13 protein-coding genes and 1 other RNA gene are annotated in these 15,048 nt (G+C 42.5%); 7 read left to right on the forward strand and 7 right to left on the reverse strand.

The features are described from left to right. Positions 1-193: 193 nt before the first annotated feature. The gene (locus tag AB8P72_RS06200; RefSeq protein ID WP_289050351.1) at positions 194-2,134 is read right to left on the reverse strand and encodes a TonB-dependent receptor; all 1,941 of its coding nucleotides are present in this window, start codon (positions 2,132-2,134) and stop codon (positions 194-196) included. Positions 2,135-2,521: 387 nt separating this feature from the next. Between AB8P72_RS06200 and AB8P72_RS06205 the strand changes: the two genes are divergently transcribed. Continuing rightward, a complete protein-coding gene (locus AB8P72_RS06205; RefSeq protein ID WP_306495805.1) occupies positions 2,522-4,483 on the forward strand; it encodes a mechanosensitive ion channel family protein in 1,962 nt (653 codons plus the stop codon). A 59-nt stretch (positions 4,484-4,542) separates the two neighbouring features. Here the strand turns inward: AB8P72_RS06205 and AB8P72_RS06210 are convergent, their stop codons facing one another. From AB8P72_RS06210 to AB8P72_RS06230, 5 genes are all read right to left on the reverse strand, one after another. Continuing rightward, the gene (locus tag AB8P72_RS06210; RefSeq protein ID WP_306495807.1) at positions 4,543-5,175 is read right to left on the reverse strand and encodes a DNA-3-methyladenine glycosylase; all 633 of its coding nucleotides are present in this window, start codon (positions 5,173-5,175) and stop codon (positions 4,543-4,545) included. Between the two features lie 136 nt (positions 5,176-5,311). Beyond that, positions 5,312-6,043: a Smr/MutS family protein gene (locus AB8P72_RS06215; RefSeq protein ID WP_144296233.1), complete on the reverse strand. Its 732-nt coding sequence runs from the start codon at positions 6,041-6,043 to the stop codon at positions 5,312-5,314. Between the two features lie 76 nt (positions 6,044-6,119). Continuing rightward, positions 6,120-7,007 carry an indole-3-glycerol phosphate synthase TrpC gene (trpC, locus tag AB8P72_RS06220; RefSeq protein ID WP_306495809.1) on the reverse strand — a complete coding sequence of 296 codons (888 nt, stop codon included), beginning with the start codon at positions 7,005-7,007 and terminating at the stop codon, positions 6,120-6,122. A 129-nt stretch (positions 7,008-7,136) separates the two neighbouring features. Beyond that, the gene (gene trpD / locus AB8P72_RS06225; protein WP_313205753.1) at positions 7,137-8,255 is read right to left on the reverse strand and encodes an anthranilate phosphoribosyltransferase; all 1,119 of its coding nucleotides are present in this window, start codon (positions 8,253-8,255) and stop codon (positions 7,137-7,139) included. A gap of 120 nt (positions 8,256-8,375) precedes the next feature. Then, positions 8,376-8,999 (reverse strand): aminodeoxychorismate/anthranilate synthase component II, encoded by a 624-nt coding sequence (locus AB8P72_RS06230; RefSeq protein ID WP_306495810.1) that lies wholly within the window; start codon positions 8,997-8,999, stop codon positions 8,376-8,378. Between the two features lie 645 nt (positions 9,000-9,644). Between AB8P72_RS06230 and glnA the strand changes: the two genes are divergently transcribed. The 4 genes from glnA to AB8P72_RS06250 all read left to right on the forward strand — a co-directional run bounded on the left by glnA (position 9,645) and on the right by AB8P72_RS06250 (position 12,989). After that, complete coding sequence (gene glnA, locus AB8P72_RS06235; RefSeq protein ID WP_068405236.1) at positions 9,645-11,054, forward strand: type I glutamate--ammonia ligase; 1,410 nt, start codon at positions 9,645-9,647, stop codon at positions 11,052-11,054. A 180-nt stretch (positions 11,055-11,234) separates the two neighbouring features. Then, positions 11,235-11,576, forward strand: a complete 342-nt coding sequence (locus AB8P72_RS06240; protein ID WP_201608655.1) for an IS630 transposase-related protein — start codon at positions 11,235-11,237, stop codon at positions 11,574-11,576. Beyond that, positions 11,515-12,075, forward strand: coding sequence for an IS630 family transposase (locus AB8P72_RS06245; protein WP_305935929.1), 561 nt, complete (start codon positions 11,515-11,517; stop codon positions 12,073-12,075). Before AB8P72_RS06240 ends, AB8P72_RS06245 begins: the two co-directional genes overlap by 62 nt. Positions 12,076-12,155: 80 nt before the next feature. Next, positions 12,156-12,989, forward strand: coding sequence for a DUF4124 domain-containing protein (locus tag AB8P72_RS06250; RefSeq protein WP_369958227.1), 834 nt, complete (start codon positions 12,156-12,158; stop codon positions 12,987-12,989). Between the two features lie 115 nt (positions 12,990-13,104). Here the strand turns inward: AB8P72_RS06250 and AB8P72_RS06255 are convergent, their stop codons facing one another. Next, positions 13,105-13,821, reverse strand: a complete 717-nt coding sequence (locus tag AB8P72_RS06255; RefSeq protein WP_306495812.1) for an SIMPL domain-containing protein — start codon at positions 13,819-13,821, stop codon at positions 13,105-13,107. 317 nt (positions 13,822-14,138) lie between these two features. Between AB8P72_RS06255 and ffs the strand changes: the two genes are divergently transcribed. Both ffs and AB8P72_RS06265 read left to right on the forward strand, forming a co-directional pair. Then, positions 14,139-14,235: signal recognition particle sRNA small type (gene ffs / locus AB8P72_RS06260), an RNA gene on the forward strand. A gap of 214 nt (positions 14,236-14,449) precedes the next feature. Beyond that, positions 14,450-15,040, forward strand: coding sequence for a LemA family protein (locus AB8P72_RS06265; RefSeq protein WP_306495813.1), 591 nt, complete (start codon positions 14,450-14,452; stop codon positions 15,038-15,040). Positions 15,041-15,048: the final 8 nt, after the last annotated feature.

Consider the following 15,048-nt stretch of genomic DNA (forward strand, 5'->3'; position numbering starts at 1 on the left):
AAGCAATAAAGCTTAAGTGCAGTAATCGATGATTATGGCGCAACACCTCTCGGAGGTCGTTATTGTAATTGATGGTGATTAATTTGTCACCTATTGGCTGCGGAAAATCGTAAGTGCTTGCGTCATAAAAAAAGGCCATCGATTGATAGCCTTGATTATTTATATACATGCTATGTTATGAAGCTAAATATTTTTAGAACCAGTTATAGGTGAGTGAGCCGAAATAGCTGGTGCCTTCTGTGGTATAGACGTTACCATACTGGCTTGAAAGCGTATAGTCTTCATCAGTGATATTATCTACCCGCAAGTTAGCGCGAAGATTAGGATTAATATAAACTGCGCCGCTTAAATTAAGCAAGGTATAGCTATCAAGTTTATTGTTTTCGGCCGTGACTCTATCATCCGTATGTTTGGCTTCAAGGCGAATATCAAACATCGGTTGTTGATAACCCACGTAAATTAAACCACTGTTTTTAGGACGATAGGCAAGCTGTTGATCGTAGCTGGCGCTATTTGCCGTTTTGTCTTTTGCATCTAAGTAGTCATAACCGAGACCAAAGATAAAGTCGTTCATATTCCAGTCTGAAGTCAAACTTAACCCTTTGATTTTCGCTTCACTGATATTTGCCGCATTAGAAATCAGGTCTTCTGCATCGGTGTAATAGCCTGTCAATCGTGATGTTTGAGCATCATTTGCGTATTCAACGAATACTTCGGTGTTTTTCGTTCTTTCGGGTTTAAGGTTGGGGTTACTAAAACCCGGCCAGTATAAGTCATTAAACGTTGGGGCACGAAAACCTGTAGCATAGTTGGCGCCAATTCGCATACCTGCCAACGGACGTATAGCCGCTCCCAAATTGTAGGTACTCTCATTGCCATACTGAGAGTTGTCGTCTAAGCGATAGTTGGCTTGTAGGTCGTAATAAGTGTCCGCGAGCTGATAACCAACAAAGACACTTTTGACCGTTCTGTCGTTAGGGTCATAAGGGGTCTGTACAGGAGGAGTGGTGTCAGGGTAAGGTGGATAGACTAAAACATCTGACGCGTCTAGCTTTTGTGACAACCATTCTGCGCCAACAGTTACAGTACCCGGTTGCGCGTTGATACTGGTTTCTAAACGTGCTTGCTCTTGTGTGGTATCGTACTGACTGCCTTCTTGGTAATTGATAGAGTAGGTGTCATGAGAAGTCGATTTGTCGATACTTTGACCGTAACTAAGCTTACTGACCGTCAAAGGCGTTTCATATTGAAGATAGGCATTGGCACTGCCATTCTTTTGGTCTGAATAGGCATTTGGAAACGCATTTCCTGCTGAGTCAATATCAGTGGTAGAGTCAGTATACAAAGCACTCAATCCCGCGCTTAGCGAGTCTGAAAGCTTATGCTGCAATGCCAAACTGGCGTTAGTAGATTTAAAGCCATCATCGTCCGCATTAAAATCAACAGACTCGGGGTTGGCTATGACGTTAAAGCCGTCTGTTTCGTTGCGACTGACGCCCAAGCTCATTGATGAAGTCGCATTTTTAAGCTGACCTGTAATGCCTATTTGGTAATGATTGTTACTGCCATAACCAACAGTCGTAGAAACATTGGATTTATCGACGCTATTGCCCTTAGTAAAGATTTGAATGACACCGCCCATGGCATCAGAACCATAAATACTAGAACCTGAGGCGCCGTATAAAATCTCAATACGATCCAGTTGATCTGCTGATAATAGATTTAGAGAAGGGCTACCCAAGGAGATAGAACCATAGCGTATCCCATCGATAATCACCAAGACTTGCTTGCTATCAAAACCGCGCATATAAAAATTACTGGCTGTGCCCATACCGCCACTTTGCGTAATATTAATACCAGGCTGATTCTTTAATACGTCAGTTACTGTCTGACCCTGATAACGCTGCAATTCTTCACTATCAATGACTCGAGTTTGGGCAATGACATTACTGGTCTTAGTTGGCGTCCGCGTCGCTGTCACGACAATCTTATCAAGCTCAACTTGTGGCAACTCGCTGTGATTGATAACGCTACTATTACCAGTCGCAGCTGTGGCACTCATAGCAAATCCGCCTAAAGCACTTAAGATACATAACCGCAGATAGGTGGTCGAAGATGAACGTGATAAAGCCATATTGAATTCCAAAGTTAAATGACAAGTTGAACAAAGTAAAAAGTTACAGAAGCGAGAGCCTAAAAGTAAAAAATTACAAAAAGTAATACGAATTTTACATGCGTTTATTATCTATAAAAGCTACGTACTTATAAACCACTTTGTCTTAATATTTATTCAGCATACGCTGAGTGATGCTCATGATGACGGGGAGTTATTTGGGTTGTTTAGCCATTAGTAGTGTTTTTTAAGCCTTTAAATAAATATTATCTGCATTAAAGGCAAGCACTATTTTAACCAGTAATAAAAACATGCAATCAAACGCATTGCTGTGATTAATAATTGCTATTATAGTGGCGGATTTCATTTATTTACTATGCTGCTCTTCCTAAAGCTAAGAGGTTTGTTTTGTCTATTCAGCGTCATCTGAGTGCTCGTACTGCGCCATCTGCATCATTTATATCTTTAAAAACAAAAACGCCGCTCATGATAACGGTGTTTTTCTTTGCGATGCTATTGAGTGTATTAAGCGTGGTTTTTTCACATAAGGTGCTTGCTGCCGAAGCCAACATATTGGGCGTGGGTGGTCAAACTGAAGAGGTGGTCAATACCTCGGTGCCCGATTCTTTCGGACGTGATACGCCGCGCCATACCGTACAAGGCTTTATTAAAGCGTTGGGCGATAACGACTATCTGCTGGCCAGTAATTATCTAAATTTATCCAAGTCTGATAATCCAACCACTGTGGTGCGCCAATTTAAGCAAGCACTCGATGCGGGCGGGCGTTTTCAGCCTGATTTGCAAATTAACAATACGCCTGAGGGCAATTTAAGCGATCAGCTACCGCCAAGCCAAGAAAACGTCGGCGTGATTAATGTCGGTGATAAGAGTGTGCCGCTGGTGCTCGAAAGAGTGGCCTCTAAGCAAGGCGAGCAGTATTGGCAGTTTTCAAACGATACCCTAAGCTCGATACCAGAAGTGATAGAGAATTATCAGCCGACGCTGGTTTCGCGCTACACCATTGACTCATTAGATGGTAAAAAGCTATTTGGTTATCAGATTTCCGATATATTGGCGGCATTAGCCATTATAGTCAGTAGTTTTATCTTCACTTACATCGTGGTTTGGCTGCTCTATTATTTATTAAAACTGATTTATCCTCGCCTACGAGGTGAGACGTTACCTTTACCCAATAATGTGATATTGCCACTGACCGTCGTTATCACGGCGCTGATATTGGCCGAGGTGATGGTTTATGCCGGCATATCAGTGACACTGCGTGAACCGATTAAGCGCTTTACGGACATTGCCTCTTGGGTAGCGACGACATGGCTATTACTGCGTGTTATTGATTCCATATTTACCCGCGCGGTCAATTTAAGTTATAAGAAAAACTATACCGAGCGAGTTTCTATCTTGGGTTTGATGCGCAAGGTGGTCAAAGCGCTATTATTAATCTTTGCCGTTATTGTCATTTTTGGGAATTTAGGATTTGATTTGACCACAGGGATTGCCGCATTAGGGGTCGGTGGTTTAGCCTTGGCACTAGGTGCGCAAAAGACGATTGAGAACTTGGTCGGCAGTGTGGTGGTGGTGGCAGATTCGCCAGTACGCATCGGCGACTATTGTAGCTTCGGCAACCAAGCAGGTACGGTGATTGATATCGGTATTCGTTCATCACGGGTGCGCACGCTGAACCGGACGATTGTGACGGTGCCTAACAGTGACTTCTCATCGATGCAAATTGAAAACTATACCTCGCGGGATATGTTTCACTTTTTGCATAACTTATATATCAAACGCAATGCGGATATTGATGTGGTCTTCAAAATGGTCAAAAAATTAGATCAATTTTTGGACGAGCACGAGCTGACCAATCAGGAGTGGAATCAGGCCAATATTTCAGAGCTGCGCCAAGACTGCTACGTCATTCAACTGCGCGCTTATATTAATGCTGTCGACTCGATAGAGTTTTATCGCAAGCAAGATGACTTGTTGGTCGATGTGTTGACCCTGGTGAAAAAATACGATGTCGAGCATGCGCTGCCGACGCAGCAGCTGATTGTCAATCAAGCCGAGCTTGAGCCACAACCTCAGCTAGAAACCGTGACCGATGATTCGATAAACGAAGCAGTGGACGCAAGCGATGCGGGTGAAGCAGACACTGATGCCAATAACGACAATGCTGCTGATGAGCAAAAGGCGCTTGATTTAAATAAAAACGCTGACAGTGCGACGAGTGAGAAAGAGGCTCGTAAAGACACCACTAAAAAGCAAAAAATACAAAAGCATAAACATCGACTATTAAAAAAAGGTAAGTTTAAACACGCCAAAAAGAAATTTGGTTTTTCTATTTGGAATCAGCCTTAATATTTTGTGTGGTTATTTTACTTAAGGTTTATTGAACGTTTTATTTATAAAGCTATGGCTTATAAAGGTATAGCGGTTTTTTGACGTAAAAAACCATAATATTGCCATAACAATAAGCTGGCAGCGCTACGGTGCGGTGACCAATCTTGGGTCAGGTTTTTTAATTGTTTTGGCGTTGGGCGCTCTTCTAAATCTAACAATTCCATCGCTGCGACTTTAATGGCTAGATCATCAACTGCCAGCACATCAGCGCGCTGTAACGAAAACAGCAGATACATCTCAGCGGTCCAGCGTCCAATACCGATAACAGCCGTCAGAGTGCTGATAACTTCTTCATCGGGTAAGGTCTCTAAGGCAGCAAAATCTATATTGTGCTCGACCAAAGAGCGCGTATAACGAATTTTTTGCTTAGATAGCCCTTGCGCACGTAAATCCTCGTCTGTCGCTGCCCGAATCGCTGATGGCGTCGTCAAACTTGCCTCTACTAAGCGTTGCCATATACTGGCTGCCGCCGTGACTGATAGCTGTTGCCCAACCATCGCTCTCATTATTTGTGTAAAGCCGCCTGCGTTATGGCGTAAATCAGGCATACCCACTTGCTCATAAACAGGCGCAAATTTTGGCTCGAGAGCAATCAAAGCGTTGATATGTGCTTTTAATGCTTGTTCATTTTCGATGATTTGTATATTCATAGAGAAATCACTTACTAAAAAATATGCAGCAAAATGATAGGAAGGTTTATCAAAGCGCGACTACAAAACGAGAGGGTAAACCTTTGATATAAAAAAGGACTGCGTCATGGCAGTCCTTTTTTTTCGAACTATAATTTTATTCTTTATCGGTTTTGGTCTTTTTAAGTAGTACCAGTACCGCACCATTGCCACCATCTTTCGGCGGAGCCGAGCAAAATGCCAGTACTTCTGGCAGTTGACGTAACCAACCGTTGACGCAGGTTTTTAAAATGGCTTCAGAGCCTTTACCGTGGACGATTTTTACCACAGTTTCATTGTTTTGCTTAGCTTGACTGAGCAGTTGCGTCATTGCATCGCGCGCTTCTTCGATGGTGCAGCCATGAATGTCTACCGCATCATACCAGCGTAGCTTACCTTTTTTAAGCTGATCAAAAATTTTGTTTTGTAGGGTAGGCTGCTTATAGGATAAATAGGCTTCGCCTGCTACAGGGTTTAATAGCGCCTGCATATCTGATAAACCTGCGCCCAAATCACCGGCCTCACTCCCTTGAGCGGCAGCGCGTTTTGATAACGTTGCAGCGTCAGGCTTACCCGCTTTAGAGGCGTTGGCAGGTGTGCGCACGTTTTTGTCTTTTAGCTGGTTGACGCCATGCATCGCTTGCATAAATAGCACTTTATCGTCGTCGATATGTTCGCTATCTAATTGCTTGACCGTTTTTTTGACTTGTTTTTGGGTCAAGAGTGAGACAGGTTCGGTTGGCTTTTCATTTTCACCTTCTGGTGAATTGGTATCGCGACCTTTACTCAGTTGCCCTTTAAGTTCTTTTAATTGGTCTTGCATTTCTTTTGAAAATAGGGAGTTTGACATAATAATTAACGTATCGTTGGTTAGTGAATGAGTATCTTAATGGTTTATATCGTACATAAAATAGATGTGGTTTACTTTACGCCTGTGCTGCGACGCTCGCAAGTAAGGATTGTAACGCTTGTCCGGGATGCTCGGTCTTCATAAACTGCTCGCCGATTAAAAAGTGCTGAATATCATTATTGAGCATCAAACGAATATCATGACTGCTATGAATGCCACTTTCGGTGACAATAAGCGGCCGTTCTAGACGGTCATTAGGATTGGCAGCGAGGGCATCATCGATAGCTAATTCGCGCAGCAGGGTATTTTTTAAATCAAGCGTCGTTTGTAAGTCGACATCAAAGGTATTTAAATCGCGATTATTAATACCATAGATATTATGCGCTGAACGTGGCAACTGTAGCGCACGCTCAAGCTCATCTGCTGTATGAACTTCAATCAACACATCCATACCCAGCTCAATGCTTAGCGCATGTAGCTCTTGTACTTGCGCGTCATCAAGACAGGCCATAATCAATAAAATACAATCAGCGCCCATTAAGTAAGATTGGTAAATCTGATAAATATCTACCATAAAATCTTTGCGCAATATCGGCAAGCTGCAAGATTCGCGCGCTTGGATTAAGTAGCTGTCATCACCTTGAAAATAATCACGGTCAGTGAGTACTGATAAACAACTGGCTCCCGCTTGCTCATATTGCTTGGCAAATAGCGTAGGCGCAAAGTTATGATTGATAATACCTTTAGACGGCGAGGCTTTTTTAATCTCCGCAATGATACCAATATCGGCGCTGCGTAAAGCATTGGCAAAACCGCGACGTGGCTGGGTATCAGCAGCAACTTGAGACTTTAATGCCTCAAGCGATACTGCCGCCCGAGCAGCAGCGACTTCCTCGTGCTTGGTGGCGACGATACGCTGCAACACTGAAGGAATCGCGGTGTCTGATTTTGGCTTGGCGGTCATGGCTATATTCCGTTATTTGGTAAAAAAATTAGGGTAACAATTAAGCGAATAAATTAAGGCGGCATACATATTTGCGATTAACAGGGTTATGAGCCACGTATTTTTTATTAATTTTAGGCATTTAGCTTATTAAGCTTGGCCAGCTAATTGCTGCGTATATTTGGCTAGGTCATCAAGCTTAATCAAAGCGTCACCATTTTGAATGACTTTTTGGGCGCGGCTCACGCCATTCGGATAGTTGCTGGCAAGTCCTGCGGTATATATTGCAGCTCCGGCATTTAAGGCAATCATATCACGGGCTTTTAGAACAGCGCGGTCATTAGTATCTTCACCTGATAAAGCGGCACGAATCAGCTCAAGACTCTGTGATGGGGAATCGACATCAAGGCCAATTAAGGTTTGTGACTCGACGCCCGCATCTTCTGGCATCATCTCATAAACAGAGATTTCACCGTCTTTTAACTCGGCTACCGTGGTTGAAGTTGCAAGACTGATTTCATCCAAACCATCTTTTGCACCGACCACCATTACATGACGCGCGCCCAGATTTTTCATCACTTTTGCCAAAGGCTCACATAACTGGGCGGTAAAGACGCCGATGACTAGATTTGGCGTGCCAGCAGGGTTGGTCAGTGGACCTAAGATATTAAAAATCGTCCGCGCTTTTAGCTCACGGCGTACCGGATTGGCGTAACGCATTGCGCTATGGTGGTTGGGTGCAAATAAGAAGCCAATCCCTTTATTCTCAATACACTGCTGCGCTTGCTCTGGTGTCAAGGTTAGGCTAATACCGGCTTGCTCAAGTAAGTCTGAGCTACCAGATTTGGTCGAAACGCCGCGGTTACCATGCTTAGCGACTTGCGCCCCAGCTGCGGCTGCGACCAAGGCAGCGGCTGTCGATACGTTAAATAAGTTAGCACCATCGCCACCAGTACCAACGATATCGACCATATAATGACAGTCTCTTGGGTTAATGTTGGCAGCTAAGTCACGCATCGCACTGGCTGAAGCCGTAATCTCGTCGATGGATTCGCCTTTCATTCGCAGGCCCGTCAAAATCGCGCCCATCATGGCATCGCTGCATCTGCCTTGCATGATGACGAGCATGACTTGATACATCTCATCAAAGGTCAAATCAATATGCTGAAAAATCCTGCCTAATGCGGTGGTCAGAAGCTTATGAATACTCTCATCTGGCAGCTGATTGATGCTCTCAGCATTTTGCAGGCTTTGCTTATCCTGATTCATGATTGATTTTTTGTCCTGCATAGCGGCAGCGGTCATAATATTCTCACTTATTATTATCTTTTATAGTTGTCGTTTAAATACATTCATTGGATTAAAAAGTGGGTTCGTCTTTTAAAGCGCTTATCCTACTTTTGGTAAATTATCTGAGGACAAAACTGCTAATTGATGCGTTTGTAAAAAGTTATTCAGCAGCTGGTAACCGGCTTCGCTTAAAATCGACTCAGGATGAAACTGTACGCCCTCAATGGCAAACTCGCGGTGGCGAATGCCCATAATTTCTTCGATATTGCCATCAGTATTTTGAGTCCAAGCGCTAACTTCAAAGCAGTCGGGTAAGCTTGCTTGCTCAATCACCAATGAGTGATAACGGGTAAACTGGGCTGGATTTGGCAAGTTGGTAAAAGCGCCTTGACCATTATGATAAATAGCCGATAACCGCCCATGCATGACTGCGCTTGCTTTGACAACGTTACCGCCAAAAGCTTGACCGATTGCCTGATGACCCAAGCAAATACCTAATATCGGGATAATGCCTTTAAAGGTCGCAATCACCTCTAGCGAGATACCAGCACTGTCAGGGTCACAGGGGCCAGGACCAATAACAATGGCATCTGGCGCAAGTGCTTTAATCTCATCAATACTGATTTCATCGTTGTGCCAAACGCTGATGTCCTGCTGCAATTCACCGAAGTACTGTACAATATTGTAGGTAAAGCTGTCGTAATTATCGATCATCAAAATCATTATTTGTTCAACTTAGTCTCTTTATCTTTACCTTAGTATCTTTAACTTAATAGGTTCAACAGCGATGTGATTTTAAACGCTGTTATCTTAACACTATTTCGTTATCTATCAAACGTAGCGCCGTTGCACGCTGATAGCAATAAATGCTCTATAAAGGTGCATTACTAAGTTAAACTTTCTAAAGTTTGCACTGTTATGAGACGTTATTTAATATATTAATCTTTGAGTTTGCTAGCTATACATAACAATTGCTATGCAAATAACGCTTTAATATAAAAGATTTATATTATGTAAATGCTTGTATCTATTATAAATAATTATTACTTTCAGCTTTTGGATGTTTTAAAAACTTGATGGCCCGAAGATGAGTTGGCATAGTAGCTGCAATTCTTATAGATGTGAATAGCTCGCTATTAAAGCGATATAATATTATTTACCAAGATGCATTTGAAGAGTTCAGCATTATCGGTCAGATGTTGCTAAAATAGCACCTGCATTTATTTGGCTCATAAAAATACTTAAAGCTTAACGCCAGAAAATCAGCTGCGCTTTGAGCAAAAAATAACTTTTAAAAAAACTTTCCGTCTAAAATTTTCATTCTACGTTTCAATTTTATTACCACGATAACCATAAGGGAAACTATCCATGTCGAACAAATTACTTGATCTTATCGAATCATCCAACGCTAAATGGGTTGATTTTCGTTTTACTGATACCCGCGGTAAAGAGCAACACATGACTTTTCCAGCGCACAGCGTTGATGAAGAAGTGATGGAAGATGGCAAAATGTTCGACGGCTCATCGATTGCTGGCTGGAAGGGTATTGAAGCCTCAGATATGATTTTACGTCCTGACCCAGAAACTGCTTTTATTGACCCATTCTTTGACGCAGTTACTGTGGTGGTGACTTGTGACATCATCGAGCCATCAACGCTACAAGGCTACGACCGTGATCCGCGCTCTATTGCTCGCCGTGCCGAAGAATACTTAAAATCAACGGGTATTGGTGATACCGCTTTTTTTGGTCCTGAGCCTGAGTTCTTTGTTTTCGACGAAGTAAAATGGTCGGTTAATATGTCTGGTGTTAGCCATGAAATCGTCGCTGAAGAAGCCGCTTGGTCAACCAATAAAGCCTATGAGTGGGGCAACATGGGGCACCGTCCACGCGTCAAAGGCGGCTATGTACCAGTACCACCGGTTGATAGTTCACAAGACATGCGTGCGGTAATGTGCGAGCGTATCGAAGATATGATTGGCGAAGGTTGTATCGAAGTCCATCATCATGAAGTGACTCCTTGCCAGTTAGAGATTGGCGTGGCTTTTAATACCTTGGTTCGTAAAGCAGACGAAGTACAAAAGCTAAAGTATGCCGTCCATAACGTCGCCCATCAATTTGGCAAAACCGCCACCTTTATGCCAAAACCTATCGTTGGTGATAACGGTTCTGGTATGCACGTGCATATTTCTATCTCAAAAGACGGCGTCAATACTTTCTCAGGTGATGAATATGCGGGCTTGTCAGAAACCGCGCTTTACTTTATCGGCGGTATTATCAAACATGCCCGTGCTTTAAATGCGATTACCAACCCATCGACCAACAGCTATAAGCGTCTTGTGCCACATTATGAAGCACCTATTAAGCTTGCGTACTCAGCATCTAACCGCTCGGCGTCTATCCGTATTCCACACGTTAGTAGCCCAAAAGCGGTACGTGTTGAAGCGCGTTTCCCTGATCCAGCAGCCAATCCGTATTTAGCGTTTGCGGCGTTATTGATGGCAGGTCTTGACGGTATTCAAAACAAAATGCATCCAGGCGAAGCCGCTGATAAAAACTTATATGACTTACCACCAGAAGAAGAAGCACTCATTCCAACGGTTGCTGAAAACTTAGAAGTGGCCCTACAAGCGTTAAAAGATGACCATGAGTTCTTATTAAAAGGTGATGTATTCACTAAAGAGATGTTAGAAGCCTATATTGCACTGAAGCAAGAAGAAGTGCAGCGCGTCAATATCACCGTACATCCTGTTGAGTTTGACTTGTACTATAGCTGCTAATTAATAATTAATAGGCTCAATTGTTTTAAATAAGAAAAACCAGCTAAATTATATTTAGCTGGTTTTTTTGTGGGTAATTAAAGTAGACGCTTAATTGTTAAATTTACTGTAAAGTCATTATAGTAGAGCCTTTATAAAAGTGGTACAGTAGTTTTAAAATAAATGAAAAGTAAAAAGATTATGACTTATTCAGCAGACTTTCGAGCTCAAGTGATTAAAAGTGTTGAACAACAAGGCATGAGTATCAGGCAAGCCAGTGTATTCTATGGTATTAGTAAGGCCACGCTACAGAATTGGCTCAAAGATCCTAGTATCAAACTAACTCGCAACAAACCACCAAATAAAATACCTAATGAAGCGCTATTAAAAGATGTTGAACAGCATCCAGACGATTACATGTACGAAAGAGCACAGCGTTTTGGATGTAGTAAGTCGGGCATCGAGGCCGCTTTAAAACGTCTTGGCATTAGTCAAAAAAAAGACCTTAGAGCATCCAAAAGCTTGCCCATTAAAGAGAGCTAAGTATCTAAGTAAACTGGGCGACTACATCGCTCAAGGCTATGCAATTGTATACATGGATGAAAGCGGCTTTGAGTCTGAAACCATTCGTTCTCATGGTTATTCACCTATTGGAACCCCTTGCATTGATTGCTATAACTGGCAAGGTAAAAAGCGCACCAACGTTATTGGTGCCTTATATAAAAAAGCGTTATTTGCCCTAGATTACTTCGAAAAGAATATCAATGGCGATATATTCTACAACTGGTGCAAAGACACGCTAATACCAAGCCTTAAAACTAAATGCGTGATTGTCATGGATAACGCTAGCTTTCACAAACGCGTTCAGAGATTGCTCAATAGACATGGTCATCGCCTGCTATTTCTACCGCCTTATAGTCCCGATTTAAACCCTATTGAGAAAAAATGGGCACAGGCGAAGTTTTTGCGCCAAGGGTGGATGGAGAATAATTTACCTAAACTGTTTCATGATATGGGTTGTATCAATTTTATTTTGGATTGACTATACTGATTTAATGGCAAAAATATCGCATAATGGTTGCATCTATATATTAATAACAAATCGCTTTAGGCTGATTGACTATGAGTTCATCATTAAAAAGTACTGTTTTTTTAAATAAAGGGTTGTCGCTAAGTCTGCTGACAGGGCTGGTTATTAGCACCGCAAGCCTTTACGCACCGATGGCAAATGCCGCTGCTATTTATAAAGTTGTCGATGAAAAGATCGGTCAAGTGACCTTTACCGACCGTCCGCAAAACTACGAACAGCAGGCTGGCAAACAAATTAGCCAAACCAGCGTGATGACTGGCAGCGATAGTGTGGGTGCAAATAGTTCTAGTCAAACCAACAATGCCAACAATCAGCCTGTCAATACTACTCAAGCACCTGCTACTAACACCACTGGCACCACTGCTAACAGTGACAAAACCGCTAATAAAGCGCCTATTAATTATCAGCTGACCATGACAGAGCCTAGCGAAGAGCGGGTATATCGTCGTCCAGTACAAAGCATCGATGTCAAGGTGCAAGTAAAACCAGCACTACAAGCAGGCGATAGCGTGAGCATTTACTTAGATGGTAACGAAGTGGCGCAGGGTTTGAGCGCTTCGATTGCCACCGTTGATATTCTACCGGGTGCGCATAACATCAAAGCGGTGATAAAAGATAAAAAAGGGCAGGCAGCAAAACAGGTCGAGCGTACCGTTTATGTCATTCAAAATACCCAAACCTTGCAAAAAAAGAAGAAATTAGCAGAGCAGCTGTTGGCGTATCAGCGTCTGCCTTGGCACCAAAAAGTGTTATTAAAACTGCGTCAAGATGGCAAGCAGCCCAATATGTTGTCATTTACTAAGCCAATAGTTGATAAGCCAATAGCTGATAAACCCATGACCCTTGAAGAACCGATAAAGAAATAACCTTGAATCTCTTGATTAAGTGTTAATAATAAAAATATAGCTATAAAATAAGGGCAGTCGCTGAATCAGTGGCTGCCCTTATTGTTAAAAACCATTTTTTATAACCGTCGTTATCTTATTTAGACAACTCAATCGTGCCATTGGCAGTGACTGAAATGGTACTGTTGCCCGATTCAAAATTTTGGCTTGGGACAGCGCTATCCATAGCAACTGATTCGGCTCTCATGCTATACATAGGGCGAGGGTAATTATTATTGTTGGTATTTAAGTTAACGGTTACTACACGATAGCCGCGCGCATCCCATGCACGGGTCAGGTTTTTAGCCTGCTGCTGAAAGGCGCGTGAAGCATCGGTCATAAGCTTTTGTTCAAGCGCATCTTTTTTAGCATCTGAAACCCCAAAGTTTAGATTTTCCATCACTAAGGTTTGCTGTAAGTCTGCAATCAGCTGGCTGGTGGCGACAAAGTCCGTACTCTTTAAGTCGATACTTGCTTGTCCTGTCCAACCAATGATTTTGTCATTTTTATCGTAGCGCGGATAGGTGCGCTGCTGGCCAGTACTGACCGTCACGCTCGGGTAGCGTTTGGCGATTTTCATCGCGTTATTGATCGAAGTATTAAGCGTGGTCGCTAGCGTTTTAGCATCTGATGCTTGCGCTTTTTTATACATAGTGGCGCGAACTTCGTCGTTTTGGACTTCCTCTTTGACTTCTGTCTGAAAAGTCAGCTGATCGTAGCCTGTGGGTTCTGCATGGGCGTTACCTATCATCGCTGTTAGTAGGGCGGCGGTACCCGTAGCAAGTGCGGCTTTGTTCATCCAAGTGTTTCTCATGGTTATCTCCTAATTAGTGCTCGTAATGGTTATCATAGTTGTATGAGGGATATCATAATTGTATGAGGGATATGGTCAGAAAACTCATTCTTATATGAGTATTTTTTGTATTGTTTTTTATGCAACATACCCTGACTAAAATAGCAAAAAATCAACAATTTGCTATGAGAATTTTGTGATTTAAGTTGCTGTTTAGATTTGGCCGCATTGTCGCTTGCACGTAGTACTGATAAGGTTGTTTATCGCCTAAAGCAAACAGTTTGACAATGGGGGTTGTAATAATAAAAAAATCTTGTATAATCTGCAATTGGTGGCTCCATTGGTAGCCTCGCAACATTGTTCTATGAATCCCGCCAGGACCGGAAGGTAGCAACGGTAATAGTTATAATGTGTGCCGAGGATGTGCTGATGGAGTCGCTTTTTTTTGCCTAAAATTTGCTGATAGTCGTGCTATATCGCTTTAAACGAGTCAATCCTAACAATAAGTCCTTCATTGTAAAGGGCTTTTTTTTCGCCTGCATTTCGTCTGATTTTAAACTTCAAACAAAATATATGGGTTAAAATACAATGTAGTAACCTTTAATAACAATATTGTGAACAAAAAACCTTTTGGAGTCTGATAACGAAAATGTTCGTTTGGCTATTCATTGCAGTGGTGGTATTGATCGTGGTCTTTGGGGTGTCAGTATTTAATAAGCTGGTACGTGCCCGCAACCAAGCAAAAAATGGCTTTGCACAAATCGATGTGCAGCTAAAGCGCCGTCATGACCTGATTCCAAATTTGGTCGAAATCGCCAAGCGTTATCTGAGCCATGAAGAAGAGACGCTGACCCGTGTGATTAATGCGCGTAATCATGCCCAAAGCTTACAAGATTCTACTAAGCATCAGCCAGATTCCCTTGAACATATGGCGTTGTTTGCCAAAGCAGAGGGTATGTTGTCAAAAGCCTTGGGGCAATTTTCAGCGGTCGTAGAAGCCTATCCTGAGTTAAAAGCGGACAGTATGATTAAAGAGCTGATGGATGAGCTCACCAACACTGAAAACCGCATAGGCTTTGCCCGTCAGCATTATAATGACAGCGTGATGTTTTATAACAATGATCGCGAAGTGTTTCCCAATAATCTTGTCAGCACAACCTTTGGCTTTCGTCCACTTAGCCCATTGGTATTTGAAGATAGAAAACTCATTGCTCAAGCACCTGTCGTCGATATGGGCTGATATTTGTA

Origin of the sequence: Psychrobacter sp. CLB018, from assembly GCF_041222815.1 — a bacterium.
Lineage (GTDB): Bacteria > Pseudomonadota > Gammaproteobacteria > Pseudomonadales > Moraxellaceae > Psychrobacter > Psychrobacter faecalis.